Source organism: Nitrospirota bacterium, from assembly GCA_016212215.1.
Classification (GTDB): domain Bacteria; phylum Nitrospirota; class 9FT-COMBO-42-15; order HDB-SIOI813; family HDB-SIOI813; genus JACRGV01.
Genome location: JACRGV010000059.1, coordinates 1 through 12,784, shown reverse-complemented (window position 1 = coordinate 12,784; position 12,784 = coordinate 1). Strand labels below are relative to the sequence as shown.

The window sequence follows — 12,784 nt, the reverse complement described above, 5'->3', positions numbered from 1 at the left end:
TTCCGGCCATCTTTGTGTGCTCCTCAATCGCAACCCCTCAGCGTAGGTTCAACTACGCCTTCGGGTTTGCTCAATCGGTCGCACTCAAACCTGACCGAAATCTGAGCGCCTAAATGCACAAGTTATTTCATGACAGACCCTAAATTCAAATATCAATGCCTTATATATTACCTCTCCGTCTGCACAATTTGTCCCTGTGCTGACATGTAGTTGCCGATGGTTGCCTCAAAAAAGATTCCGCTGTCTGAGCTGGAGACCTTTCCATTGTAAGGGGTCTTGACGGCTGTCAGCCTTCTCTTGATTGTCTCACCTACGAATCTTACATCCCCTTCAAGGTCTTTTGTTGCCTGTGGGTTTACAGGTTTAAGAAACAGTGTGCCCTTCATCTCATTTGACTCTGAAAGTGTAAATGCGCCGCCGAGTATCTGAACCTTTTTCGGGTCCCTAATGAGAGGAATCAGTATCCTGTTTTTCTGGCCATCCAGCAATTTACTCAGATGCTGGTCGGTATTGTCTGCCCAGATTTTCATGCCTGCACTGCTCCATCCCTTGATTGAAGACACTGCCTTATCTGTCTTTGCTATATCCGCAGGGGATTTTAATGGTTTCAGTATGTTTGATACAGTCTCCTTCTTATTTCCGATGAAGACCCATTCATTCCAGACTGCATAAGATGACAGCATCTTCTTCTCAAACGGACGATTAGGATTATAGACAATCTTTTCTTTATGAGTACCTGTTATTGATTTTGAAATCTTCCCACCGGCAATCTTCTCTAAATATGGTCCAATGCCGGTTTTCCCGTCTATCTTCCCGACCTTTGCCGCAAGCACGGGAATATCATCAGGGGAGACTGAGATAATATAAAAGGTAGCTGGAAATTTACTGATGATATTCTCCCCGTCAACTGTAAATCTCAGGTACTTTAATGCAAAGGTCTTTATGCCGGGCTTATCTTTGTTGAATTCAAAGGTAAGGGCTGAAGAATCTTTACCTGTAAACACAAAAATAACCGACAATAGAACTGCAAGTACAATCATCTTTTTCATCATTTGGCTCATCATTTTGGTCCCCCTACAGGATGTATCATAACCTGTGCTGTTATGTTTCCGTTTTCTTTGTTTATAGTCTTATCTACCTTCAGATTGTTTGTTGAAAGGATCCTGTCAATCAGGTCTGCCAGATAACCGAGGTCATTCTCCACCCCTGTAATATCGCCGTTATCGTTTATCAGCAGGGATAATTCTGCAATAAGGGTACTGCCGGTAGGACGCCGGATTTTTATAGTACCGCCCCTCAGACTATTTACAGACGGCAGGATTTGAAAACCCTTTTCCTGTTCCATCCCCTCGATGACCTTTGAGAACTCCTTATCGTTATTTACAAATAAAAGATAAGCCATGTCTCTTTTATCTGAGACTTGTGAAGAAAGCCCAACAGATGATTTAACACTACCACCCTGTGCAGGATACATTATGCTTTTTACCACATGCTCCCCTTCGCCGATGAATAGAGTCCCCTTATCCTGATACACAATAATCTTCACACCGGTTGGTGTTCTTAATATACTCTTTCCTTCAATAGCCCCAAATCCCCTGTACTGCATCTGGTTCATTATTATCCCGTGAATCCTTCTGAAGAGCCTTGAACGCCAGCCAAGGTCTATGGCAGCGGCCCACCCTCCTCCTTCCACATTCTTTAATACATATAGTTCTGCTGTCGGAGGTATTAAAGGTTTAAAGAAAAATGGGACTCCGGGTATTGACGACTTGCCACCGGGAATGGAAGATATTATTGTTGTGACAGGCCGTTCCAACAAGTAACGGGTTTTAAATGTACCGGCAATGTATGAATGTTCATAAAGGTCTGACTTCAGCAATGATGCCGGCTCAGGTCTGAAAAACAGTATCAGCACAAGCAGGATTAGAACAGCAAGAAATATTAGACCGTATTTGATATACCTCATTCGAAAACCTCCATAGCTCACCCCCACCCTGCCCCCCTCCCGTCAAGGGATGGGAGATAATCTCAGACTCCCTCTCCCCTGGCGGGAGAGGGTCCGGGTGAGGGGGCCTCATTTTCATGTACCTTTGTGAGCCGAAGGCTCATGACGGTTCATCCGAAAATCAACCCCATCCCCACCCTACCCCTCCCCTTGAAGGGGAGGGAATCAACATAGCCCCCTCTCCCTCAGGGAGAGGGTTAGGGTGAGGGTGGGGTTTTCATTGCCCTTTGTGAGCGCCCCGCTCATGACAGTTCATCTCTACATCCGCCTTGCTATAATTGATGCACCGATTCCAAGTCCCCTTACACCCGGTAGTCTGCTGACTAATGAGTCAAACTTGCTCAGGGTCATAACCGCGTGACTTAATATACCTTTACCTGATGGATTATAATGGATATTCTGCGGCAGAAGGTTGGGGAATATTATAATCCCTTCATAAGATACAATGTCAAGGCCGTAAGAAACAAGCAGTCCCTTAATCTCACGGGGAGTGAAGGTCTTAAATCTCATAGTATTATATTTTCCTGTTGAGTCCACGAAAGACCATATACGCACATGTCCCTTATTTACGCTTGAATTAAATACGGAACGGAGTTCTTCCCACTCATAACAGAGACTCAGGTTCCACTTATTATCTATGTCAAAAAAAACATAACCACCGGGTTTACAGACCCTTGCTATCTCCCTGATTGCATGGAAATAATCTTTATAAATGTGACTCAGTATATCGCCATAGGCAACGATACAATCAACACTCTTGTCTTTAAGCGGTATCTCTGTTGCAGAGGCCACAGAAAATGTACAGCCCCGTATACCCTTACCGGATGCCTGACTTATCGAAAGCGGGGATATATCTATACCAACGACTTTCTTAACACCCCTCATGGATGCCATGCGTTTTGATAATATACCTGTGCCGCATCCGAGGTCCAGTACTGTCCCGAAGAATTTTTCTTTATTTTTTTCTATAGTCTTGTTGAAGACATTATAAAAAATCTTCAAAGCAGGGACTTCTTCAACCCAATGGTCATACACAGATGCCAGCCCGTCATACACCCTCTCAGGATTCTTAATCGTCTCTATACCGGCGTAGTCCATATCCAAGTCCACCCCTTCATCACTAACAAAAGTTATGGTTAAGGTATATAAAATTGTATGGAGCAAAAACTCACAAACGAAGAACCGTTGAATAGTATTGGTCTGGCGGGATAAATTGATAGCAGAGGCAGGCCCTGCTTACGCTATTCATAGAGTATATGTTCTCTACATCCTGATATGCGGATTAACATTTTTATAAGCGACTCACATCAGCAAAAAAACGCCGCGATTTTGACAGCCCATTTTATCAGTAATGATGAATAAGTCAACAATCAAAATTGACACATTTAATAAATGGACATGGAATAATAGTTTCATTGACAACCGCAACATCCTCATGTTATTTTTTCTTCCATCATGATTAAATCAATTGCATTTACAGTTTATCCTGTCAGTGATATGGCACGCTCACGGAGTTTTTATGAGAATACGCTTGGTCTCACTCCGGGTTATTGTCATGTCACAATTCATAAAAGAAACGAAGGCAGATAAATAAATTCCTCCCAAACTTCCTGCTTTACCTTAGTATCATAAATAGCTTATAATTTTCTTACTTTGAGGAATTCTAATGCTTAAACATACCTTTATATTCCTGCCCGGTGTCGGGGCAAGGCTTGAGAGACATCTGTGGAATGAGGGGATTTTCAGGTGGCAGGACTTCCTTAACACAAAACATATTAAGGGATTATCCGAAGACAGGAAAGATCAGCTCGACAGGGGGCTTACAGACGGACTCTATGCACTTGAGAGGCAGGACATAGATTTCTTTGCCCGCAGGATGAACCCTTCCGAGCACTGGAGGTTATTTGATTACTTTAAAAAAGAGGCAGTATGTCTTGATATTGAAACAGACGGCGGCCCGCCTTACGATGGAAGCGTTACAGTTATAGGTCTCTATGGCAAAGATAAGATGAATACACTGATTCAAGATATCAATCTTACACCTGAGACATTAAAGGACATACTATCCTGTTATAAGTTGATAATTACATACTACGGCAAGGTCTTTGATGTACCGTTTCTGAATAAGTCTATCTACGGGTTGAATATAACCATGCCTAATTACGACCTCTGCTTTGCCTCTCACAAACTCGGCATCAAAGGAGGGTTTAAAAAACTTGAGACACACTTTGGAATATACAGGGATGACGGCATTAAAGGCATGGACGGATATGACGCAGTAAAACTCTGGAGACGGCATAAGAACGGTGATCATCGCGCCCTTGAATTACTCGTTAAATATAATGAGGCGGATACTAAGAATCTGTATTCTATTGCAAAGACACTGTATGAAATGTCTATTAAGAAGTACGGGCCGCCATCTTTCGCAGAAGGCTTAGGTTGATACGGTCTTCTTTTAAGTCTTTATCTTTTGGTGTCTCAATAATCTTAGGGATATTTTCAAATCTCTTATCCCGCATTAACAGACTGAAGAACTCCTTGCCGATAAAGCCCTTTCCTATATGTTCATGCCTGTCCACACGGCTGTTCAGCCCCTTCTTTGAATCATTAACATGGAAACATGAAAGCCGGTCAAGCCCTATTACACGGTCAAATTCGTCAATTACATTTTTATATCCTTCAGGTGAACTTATATCATAGCCGGCGGCAAACAGGTGAGCACTGTCAAGGCATGTCCTGACCCTCTCTTTGTCTTTCACAAGGGCAATGATGCGGGCTAAGTGCTCAAACCTGTGACCTATGCATGTCCCCTGCCCCGCAGTAATCTCAAGTGCAATGGAAACGCCTGAGCCGTCTGTTTTTTCCATTACTGCATTCAAAGAGTCCGCAATATTTTTAATCCCCGCATCCTCTCCTATCCCAAGGTGAGCACCCGGATGGATTACGATAACCGGAATCTCAAGCATCCTGCACCGTTCTACCTCATCTGTCAGTGCCTCAACTGATTTGAGTCTGAGTTCATCACTGCCTGATGCAAGATTAATAAGATACGAATCATGGGCAATTACAGTTTTGATCTTAGATCTCTTTTTAAGGTCATGGTAATGTTCTATTTCATCAGGACTTAGCGTTTTCCCCTTCCACTGATTTGAGTTCTTGGTAAATATCTGGATAGCAGTGCAGTGAAGGGAGTCCCCACGCTCAATCGCCTTGTCAATACCGCCTGCTATGGATGTGTGTGCGCCGAGTAGCATATTAAATAGGTGAGGAAATTATGAAACAAAATGGTACTAAAAGCAAGGGCAGAATAAGCAGGATTGAAGTCAACAAAGACCCGTAATTTCTTTACCTTAACTTCCTGCTTTACCTTAGTATCATATTTAGCTTATAATTGTCTCACTTAAAATTTCTACGCAGGAAATACAATATGAGTTCGATTGCGATTATAGATTACGGGATGGGGAACCTCAGGAGTGTTGAGAAGGCATTTGAATGTGTAGGTCATAATGCCTTTATAGCTAATAAACCTGATGATGTATTGAATGCATCTCATGTTGTACTGCCCGGTGTCGGCGGGTTCCCTGAATGTATGAAGAATCTGAGGGCATCAGGTATGATGGACTCAGTGTATAGAAGTGTCGAAACCGGGAAACCGTTTTTAGGGATATGTCTCGGGCTTCAGGTTCTATTTACTGAAAGCGAAGAGTTCGGAAGTCATAAAGGACTGGACATATTGAAAGGCCGTGTTGTCAGGTTCAGCCCGGAGATAGGACTTAAAGTGCCTCATATAGGTTGGAATGAGATTATGATTTCTAAAGAAATCCCGGTGTTAAAAGGAATACCTGATAATTCTTATGTCTATTTTGTTCACTCGTACTATGTTGTTCCTTCTGATACTGCTATAACAGCAACTGTGTCTGATTATGGGGGGAGTTTTGTATCGGGTGTTTGTAAAGATAATATCTTTGCCTGCCAGTTCCATCCTGAAAAGAGTCAGGATGTCGGGCTGAAGATTCTGAAAAATTTTGGAGACATTAAATGAAGAATGGACTATTAAATAAAGGGGTCAAGGGGTCGAGGATTCAAGGTGTCAAGGAAATTACAATTTCAGGTGCAGTATTTGTTTTTTTAATGCTTTTTATGTTTACCGGCTGCGGCCCCAAATATATGACTTCAACCATCTCACCGAAATGGAAGGATGCTAAAATAACAAAGGTTATACTTATCCCATTTATAGCCTCTGCTGAAGATACACAAAAGGGTTTGAGGAGCGCCAGGATAGACCCGCAGGGGGTTGCTCAGGTTACCTCAATATTTTTGCACAGCATGGAGAAGTACGGTTATACAGTAATCCCTTATGATGATGGGACAAAGGAAAAACTCACATCAGACGGTAAGCTTGATGCAGATGTCATTAAGTTAATCAGGGACAAGACAGGTGCAGATGCCGTACTTACCGGCATAATAACAAGGTTTGAAGAAAGGGAGGGAGGGCCTGTGGGTGTTAAAAAGCCCGCATCTGTAGGATTTGAGGTAAATCTGATAAGCACTAATGACGGGACAGTTTTATGGAAAGGTGTATATGCAGAGACACAGAAGCCCCTTCTGGAAGATGTGTCTCTGATGCCTGATTTTATAAAAAGGAAAGGAAAATGGCTTACAGCCGAAGAACTTACAAAGAGCGGTGCGGAGAAGGTTTTACAGGCCATTCAGAGGGCTGCCCTTCCGGCTGCAGATAACAATGAAAGAGAGGAGAAAGGGTATTAAAGTGAAAATTATTCCGGCAATAGACATAAAAGGCGGTAAATGTGTACGGCTGTATCAGGGACGTATGGACCAGGAGACCGTTTATTCTGAGAATCCTGTGGAGACTGCCATGATGTGGCAGGAAAAGGGCGCTCAGATGATTCACATAGTTGATCTGGATGGGGCTATAACAGGAGAACCTGTTAACTTCAGCATTATTGAAAAGATTATCTCTTCACTTGCAATCAAGGTACAGGTAGGCGGAGGCATCAGGGATAAGGCTACGGTGGAACAATATATGAATGCAGGAGCCGGAAGAATCGTAATAGGCACAGCCGCGGCAAATAATCTTGAATTTGTATGGAGTATCACCGGCTTTTACACTGCGAGAATTATAATTGGAATTGATGCAAGGGATGGGATGGTGGCAGTAAAGGGATGGACTGAGGTTACTGAGATTGATGCTATCAGCCTTGCTCGAAAGTTCGAGGGTATCGGTATTGCGGGGGTTGTCTTTACTGATATTAGCAGGGACGGCACATTAACAGGACCAAATATTAAGGGTATTGAACAATTTGCATCAAATGTGAGAATACCGGTAATTGCTTCAGGGGGTGTTGCAACAATTGATGATATTAAGGCATTACGCCGCATTTCCCATCCCAGCATTGATAGTGTGATTGTCGGAAAAGCCCTGTACTCAGGGGCGTTTGACTTAGCAGAGGCGATTAAGGCAGGGGCATAGCAAGAGGCTGAAGCAAGAAGCAAGAAGTAAGAAGTAAGAAATAAGAAATAAGATAAGGAAGATGACATATATATGCTTGCTAAGAGAATAATTCCATGCCTTGATGTAAAAGACGGCAGGGTTGTGAAAGGGACGTCTTTTGTTAATCTAAGGGATGCGGGGGACCCTGTGGAGGTTGCCGCCATTTATAATAAAGAGGGGGCTGATGAGTTGTGCTTTCTTGATATTACGGCATCGCATGAAAAGCGGTCAATAATAATTGATGTAGTTAAGAAGACCGCTGAGAAGGTATTTATGCCCCTGACTGTCGGCGGCGGGGTAAGCAGTCTTGAGGACATAAGGACACTTCTAAAGGCAGGGGCTGACAAGGTTTCAATAAATACTGCTGCTGTAAAGAATCCTGAATTTGTGCGCGAGGCATCAGAACGGTTCGGCAGTCAGTGTATTGTAGTTGCAATTGATGCAAAGCGGCGTTCAACTGATACGCATGATATTGAACAGGCATTGTCCCCCATATCATTTGGGGAGTGGGGGGTGTATATTCACGGAGGCCGCACCCCCACTGGTATTGATGTCATAATGTGGGCAAAGAGGATGGAAGAATACGGTGCAGGAGAGATACTGCTGACAAGTATGGATAGAGACGGTAGAAAAGATGGTTATGACCTGGCGCTTACACGCGCGGTCTCGGATGCTGTGACCATACCCGTTATTGCCTCAGGCGGTGTAGGGACACTGGAGCATCTTTATGACGGGATAGTAACAGGCAAGGCCGATGCCGTGCTTGCGGCCTCAATCTTTCACTTTCAGGAATATACAATAAGGCAGGTAAAAGAATATCTGAGAAGCAGAGGGATTCCGGTAAGATTAGAGAAGTAAGAAGTAAGAAGTAAGAAAAAAAGAAAGAGGTAAGAAGCAAAATGAGTGATATTGTAAGTCAGATAAAATTTGATAAAACTGGGCTTGTTCCTGCGATTATTCAGGACCATAGAACGTTTACTGTTCTTATGATGGCCTATATGAATGTTGATTCGTTAAGGGCTACGATAAGCACAGGCATTACACATTTCTGGAGCAGGTCGAGGAAAAAACTCTGGCAGAAGGGGGAGACCTCCGGGAATATCCAGATGGTAAAGAAGATTCTCTATGACTGTGATGCAGATACCCTGCTTGTTCAGGTTGAGCAGGTAGGTGTTGCGTGTCATACAGGGAACAGGTCTTGTTTTCATCGTGGATTATATGAAAAAGACGGCTCACCTGAGATGGATAAGGTTCCATTAACCGGTATTCTGAATAAGGTATATGATATTATTCTCGAAAGAAAAAAGAACCCTGCGGAATCCTCTTATGTAAGCTCCCTTTATTCATCAGGGGTTGATAAGATATTAAAAAAGATACCGGAAGAGGCAGGAGAGCTTGTAATCAGTTCTAAAAACAATAACAGGAGTGAGATAATATATGAGGCCGCTGACCTCTGGTTTCATACACTTGTACTCTTGGGCTACCATGGACTGACCCCGCAGGATGTTTACAAAGAACTTGAGGATCGATTCGGGATTTCAGGATTCGAGAAGAAAAAGAAGGAGGGAAAGACAAAATGAGCAACTGTATATTCTGTAAGATTATTTCAAAAGAGATACCGAGCAGTATTTTCTATGAAGATGATGCATGTATAGCCTTTGATGATATTAATCCACAGGCGCCTGTCCACGTCCTGATTGTCCCTAAGGAGCATATTGCTACTTTTAATGACCTTGGAGAGGATAAAAAGGATTTAGTAGGCCGCCTCGGCATGGTTGTCAATAAGGTTGCAGAGATTAAAAATATAAAAGATCCCGGGTACAGAATAGTGATAAACTGCAATACCGCAGGCGGTCAACTGGTCTATCACCTTCATGTGCATGTCCTTGGCGGAAGGCATTTGTCATGGCCTCCCGGGTGAGAGCAGAGCGTAGAGCAGAAGTAAGAGGCAAGAAGTAAGATAAAAGAATACCGAGTCCCCTTTAATTCTTCCTTTATAAGGAGGGGCAGGGGAAGCCTCAAAATTCCCTCCCCCCAATTTCAAATGAGGGGGGAGGGTCAGGGTGGGGGTGAGCTTTGGAGATTTTCAATTGAAAAAAGCTGTCATCCTTTTAAGCGGCGGTGTAGACTCCACAACTACTATGGCTATTGCACGCTCTGAGGGATATGAGTTATATGCACTGAGCATAGACTATGGGCAGAGGCACAGGCAGGAGCTTGATAACGCCGGAAAGACTGCATCCTTTTTTAATGCAAAAACACATAAGATAGTAAATGTGGATTTAAGAGAAATCGGCGGGTCTGCTTTAACATCAGATATAGAAGTCCCTAAAGACCGCAGTGTGCATGAGATGGGGCACGGCATACCTGTTACTTATGTACCTGCCCGTAACACAATCTTTCTTGCAATTGCACTCTCCTGGGCAGAGGTTATTGGGGCAGACTCAATTTTTCTCGGTGTAAATGTGCTGGATTACAGCGGCTATCCTGACTGCCGGCCTGAATTTATAACGGCATTTGAGAATATGGCGAATCTTGCTACCCGAGCAGGGGTTGAGGGTAAAACTCAGATAACTATTAAAACACCGTTGATAAATCTTACAAAGGCTGAGATAATAAAAAAGGGCATTGACCTTGGAGTTGATTACAGTCTAACCCATAGCTGTTATGACCCTCCTGAGGAAGGGATTGCGTGCGGGAGATGTGACAGTTGTTTATTGAGAAAGAAAGGATTTATTGAGGCAGGTATACCTGACCCGATAAAGTATGCCGTATGAATGTATTCGAAATCTTTGATGTTGCCATAGGGATTGAAAAAAGATTATCAAATATGTATTACAAATTCTCCTCCCTTTTTAGAGATAGTACAGAGATACACAATTTCTGGGTCGGGATTGCAAGCCATGAGAAGCTGCATTCAGAGACACTAACCATGTGCAAGGCGTATCTCCAGTGGAACCACCCTTCCCTGAAACACAAAGATAAACCATTAATCCACTTCTCTGATGTTAAAGAACTGGAATCCCTTGATTCCATTACAAAAGAATATGATAGTAAAATTAGAAAGCACAGGCCGTCACTTCAGGATGCCCTTGAACTATTATTGAATATTGAAAACAGTGAACTGAACCATATATATAACAGGCTCGTCCATGTATCCGGCATTAAACTGTCACAGAAGCCTGAATCTGTGCAAAAGACCATATACGAACATATAAGGTTTATAAAAACCTTTATGGATAAGCACTACAGGGGAAGCCTTCCTGCTATCAGGATTGAGGATTTCAAGGAAGTAAAACATTTAGAGACACCTGCTACAGTACAGCCGGCTGTAAATCTTCAGGCAACTAAAACAGATAAATTAACTGAAACAGTAAGCGGAAAGATTGCAGAAATTCTACAGGATATGCAGTATGGTTTTATTGCCGGCGAAGACAATCAGAGGTTTATGTTTTTAGCAGATGAACTTTTTATAGATAAATGGGAAGATATAAAGGTCAATGATTGTGTTGAGTTCTCGGTAATCCAGCTCCCGTGGGGGCCGAGGGCAATTGATATTAAGATCAAAAAATAGAATAAAACTGAACAGATGTTAAAACCTACCACTTATGACGGCATAGCACTAATAGCAGACCCCATCCATAGTTATATTACATTTACCGTTCCCAGTACTGGTTCGGATGAAAAAAACCACCCTCACCTTAATCCTCTCCCTGAGGGAGAGGAAATTTCCCTCCCCTTCAAGGGGAGGGCCAGGGTGGGGATGGGGTCATTTCCAATTGAAAAAACAGAAAAAGACTTAATAGACTCTCCATGGATGCAGAGGCTCAGACATATTTATCAGCTCCAGAGTGCAAGATGGGTATTTCCTTCAGCAGAACACAGCAGGTTCCAACATTCGCTTGGTGCAATGCACATTGCAGGCAGGTTTGCCGGTCACCTTTATCCGACACTGAAGGCAGTTATTAAAGACTGCCCTTCAGAGGCTTATATAGAGGAGCTGCTGCGCACAACCGCCCTTTTGCATGATGTGGGACACGGCCCATTCGGACACTTCTTTGATGACAACGTACTTAATGAATACGATGAAACACATGAGACGGTCGGGCAAAAGATTATTATCAGGGAACTTGGGGACATAATAAAGGGAATAAGGCGCAGCCCAAACGGGGCATTTAACCACGGCGAGGAATTAATGCCTGAATATCTTGCGTTTCTTATCGGAAAGGGTCCCTACTCAGGCTCTCACACAAAGGACATACCCAGATGGCTGTTGTTTCTTCAACCCCTTTTAAGCGGCATCTACACTGTAGACAATATGGATTATGTGTTGAGGGACTCGTTTATGTGCGGCGTTGCAATAGGGCCTGTTGATATTGACCGCCTTATCCACTATACCTTTTTTACAGACAAGGGCATATCCCTCCATCGTTCCGGGCTTTCTGCCTTAAACATGTTCTTAAATGCCCGGCTTTATATGTACACAAATGTCTATTATCACAGGACGACCCGTGCCATTGACCTTCATCTTAAAGAGATATTTAAAGAGACAATAAAGCTGTTATTCCCGTATAATCCTGTTGAGAGATTAGATAAGTATCTACTGCTGACTGACTGGTCTTTGCTTGAAGGTGTGAGGGGATGGGCAGGATCAAATGAATCCGCGAAATCTGAACTTTATCCTGAATGGCAGAAGATCCTTGTCAGGGACGTAAAGTGGAAGATGGCTTATGACAAGACCCTTTCCATAAGAGAGGTTGAAAAAGGCAGAAGGTTTATTTATCAGGAAGAGCTGCATAAAGAGATACAGGACACCCTTCCTGAAGATATGAAATATGTTCCATTCAGGGTTGATATGGCAAGTCAGGACCCAAGGCCTATAAACCCACTCATGATGGGTGAGAGACAGATATACGTTTATAATCCCTCTACCGGCGAGGTCTCAAAAGAGGCATTAAGAGAGTTTTTCGATTATATACCTGCCAAAGTTGTCCTATGCCGCATCTTTGCACTAAATCATCAGAACGACCGCCTGCTTGCATCCGCCGCTGAGAAGGTACTGGTTGAAGACGCAAGCAGTATCAAGACGAATGTTTGATTAACAGGCGACGCCATGAGTGGGGCGCTCACAAATGAGGATGAAAATCACCCCCCCAAGCCCCCCCTTGTTAAGGGGGGGAAAGGTTCTCAATGGCCAACGGCAATCCCCCCCTTTTTTCAAGGGGGGGCATGGGGGGTGATTTTCGGATGAATAAATTACTTGATCG

The 12,784-nt window shown here is 43.3% G+C and carries 14 protein-coding genes; 10 read left to right on the top strand and 4 right to left on the bottom strand.

Annotation, left to right across the window (positions count from 1 at the left end):
• Window positions 1-167 precede the first annotated feature (167 nt).
• The 3 genes from HZA08_05440 to HZA08_05430 all read right to left on the bottom strand — a co-directional run bounded on the left by HZA08_05440 (window position 168) and on the right by HZA08_05430 (window position 3,103).
• Window positions 168-1,064 (bottom strand): hypothetical protein, encoded by an 897-nt coding sequence (locus tag HZA08_05440; protein ID MBI5192868.1) that lies wholly within the window; start codon window positions 1,062-1,064, stop codon window positions 168-170.
• Window positions 1,061-1,966: a hypothetical protein gene (locus tag HZA08_05435; protein ID MBI5192867.1), complete on the bottom strand. Its 906-nt coding sequence runs from the start codon at window positions 1,964-1,966 to the stop codon at window positions 1,061-1,063. Before HZA08_05435 ends, HZA08_05440 begins: the two co-directional genes overlap by 4 nt.
• Window positions 1,967-2,263: 297 nt before the next feature.
• Window positions 2,264-3,103 carry a class I SAM-dependent methyltransferase gene (locus HZA08_05430; GenBank protein MBI5192866.1) on the bottom strand — a complete coding sequence of 280 codons (840 nt, stop codon included), beginning with the start codon at window positions 3,101-3,103 and terminating at the stop codon, window positions 2,264-2,266.
• A 568-nt stretch (window positions 3,104-3,671) separates the two neighbouring features.
• On the opposite strand from HZA08_05430, the gene HZA08_05425 reads away from it, so the two are divergent.
• On the top strand, window positions 3,672-4,448 hold the full coding sequence (locus HZA08_05425) for a ribonuclease H-like domain-containing protein (protein ID MBI5192865.1): 777 nt from the start codon (window positions 3,672-3,674) through the stop codon (window positions 4,446-4,448).
• Here the strand turns inward: HZA08_05425 and HZA08_05420 are convergent.
• The gene (locus HZA08_05420) at window positions 4,405-5,259 is read right to left on the bottom strand and encodes a deoxyribonuclease IV (protein ID MBI5192864.1); all 855 of its coding nucleotides are present in this window, start codon (window positions 5,257-5,259) and stop codon (window positions 4,405-4,407) included. The genes HZA08_05425 and HZA08_05420 overlap by 44 nt on opposite strands.
• A 173-nt stretch (window positions 5,260-5,432) precedes the next feature.
• Between HZA08_05420 and hisH the strand changes: the two genes are divergently transcribed.
• From hisH to HZA08_05375, 9 genes are all read left to right on the top strand, one after another.
• Window positions 5,433-6,047: an imidazole glycerol phosphate synthase subunit HisH gene (gene hisH, locus HZA08_05415; protein ID MBI5192863.1), complete on the top strand. Its 615-nt coding sequence runs from the start codon at window positions 5,433-5,435 to the stop codon at window positions 6,045-6,047.
• Window positions 6,044-6,772 (top strand): hypothetical protein, encoded by a 729-nt coding sequence (locus HZA08_05410; GenBank protein ID MBI5192862.1) that lies wholly within the window; start codon window positions 6,044-6,046, stop codon window positions 6,770-6,772. Before hisH ends, HZA08_05410 begins: the two co-directional genes overlap by 4 nt.
• Window position 6,773: 1 nt before the next feature.
• Window positions 6,774-7,496: a 1-(5-phosphoribosyl)-5-[(5-phosphoribosylamino)methylideneamino]imidazole-4-carboxamide isomerase gene (gene hisA / locus HZA08_05405; GenBank protein ID MBI5192861.1), complete on the top strand. Its 723-nt coding sequence runs from the start codon at window positions 6,774-6,776 to the stop codon at window positions 7,494-7,496.
• Between the two features lie 72 nt (window positions 7,497-7,568).
• On the top strand, window positions 7,569-8,375 hold the full coding sequence (gene hisF / locus HZA08_05400; GenBank protein MBI5192860.1) for an imidazole glycerol phosphate synthase subunit HisF: 807 nt from the start codon (window positions 7,569-7,571) through the stop codon (window positions 8,373-8,375).
• Between the two features lie 41 nt (window positions 8,376-8,416).
• Entirely contained in the window at window positions 8,417-9,097 is a 681-nt protein-coding gene (locus HZA08_05395; GenBank protein MBI5192859.1) for a bifunctional phosphoribosyl-AMP cyclohydrolase/phosphoribosyl-ATP diphosphatase HisIE, read from the top strand.
• Window positions 9,094-9,438, top strand: a complete 345-nt coding sequence (locus HZA08_05390) for a histidine triad nucleotide-binding protein (protein ID MBI5192858.1) — start codon at window positions 9,094-9,096, stop codon at window positions 9,436-9,438. Before HZA08_05395 ends, HZA08_05390 begins: the two co-directional genes overlap by 4 nt.
• Window positions 9,439-9,607: 169 nt before the next feature.
• Window positions 9,608-10,294, top strand: a complete 687-nt coding sequence (queC, locus tag HZA08_05385) for a 7-cyano-7-deazaguanine synthase QueC (GenBank protein ID MBI5192857.1) — start codon at window positions 9,608-9,610, stop codon at window positions 10,292-10,294.
• Window positions 10,291-11,091: a hypothetical protein gene (locus HZA08_05380; GenBank protein ID MBI5192856.1), complete on the top strand. Its 801-nt coding sequence runs from the start codon at window positions 10,291-10,293 to the stop codon at window positions 11,089-11,091. Before queC ends, HZA08_05380 begins: the two co-directional genes overlap by 4 nt.
• A gap of 15 nt (window positions 11,092-11,106) precedes the next feature.
• Window positions 11,107-12,615, top strand: a complete 1,509-nt coding sequence (locus HZA08_05375) for an HD domain-containing protein (protein MBI5192855.1) — start codon at window positions 11,107-11,109, stop codon at window positions 12,613-12,615.
• The last annotated feature ends 169 nt before the right edge of the window (window positions 12,616-12,784 follow it).

Bases quoted from the DNA above. Each gene is read 5' to 3' on its own strand.
- HZA08_05440 (MBI5192868.1), bottom strand. From the start codon at position 1,064: ATGATGAGCCAAATGATGAAAAAGATGATTGTACTTGCAGTTCTATTG.
- HZA08_05435 (MBI5192867.1), bottom strand. From the start codon at position 1,966: ATGAGGTATATCAAATACGGTCTAATATTTCTTGCTGTTCTAATCCTG.
- HZA08_05430 (MBI5192866.1), bottom strand. From the start codon at position 3,103: ATGGACTACGCCGGTATAGAGACGATTAAGAATCCTGAGAGGGTGTAT.
- HZA08_05425 (MBI5192865.1), top strand. From the start codon at position 3,672: ATGCTTAAACATACCTTTATATTCCTGCCCGGTGTCGGGGCAAGGCTT.
- HZA08_05420 (MBI5192864.1), bottom strand. From the start codon at position 5,259: ATGCTACTCGGCGCACACACATCCATAGCAGGCGGTATTGACAAGGCG.
- hisH (MBI5192863.1), top strand. From the start codon at position 5,433: ATGAGTTCGATTGCGATTATAGATTACGGGATGGGGAACCTCAGGAGT.
- HZA08_05410 (MBI5192862.1), top strand. From the start codon at position 6,044: ATGAAGAATGGACTATTAAATAAAGGGGTCAAGGGGTCGAGGATTCAA.
- hisF (MBI5192860.1), top strand. From the start codon at position 7,569: ATGCTTGCTAAGAGAATAATTCCATGCCTTGATGTAAAAGACGGCAGG.
- HZA08_05395 (MBI5192859.1), top strand. From the start codon at position 8,417: ATGAGTGATATTGTAAGTCAGATAAAATTTGATAAAACTGGGCTTGTT.
- HZA08_05390 (MBI5192858.1), top strand. From the start codon at position 9,094: ATGAGCAACTGTATATTCTGTAAGATTATTTCAAAAGAGATACCGAGC.
- HZA08_05380 (MBI5192856.1), top strand. From the start codon at position 10,291: ATGAATGTATTCGAAATCTTTGATGTTGCCATAGGGATTGAAAAAAGA.
- HZA08_05375 (MBI5192855.1), top strand. From the start codon at position 11,107: ATGTTAAAACCTACCACTTATGACGGCATAGCACTAATAGCAGACCCC.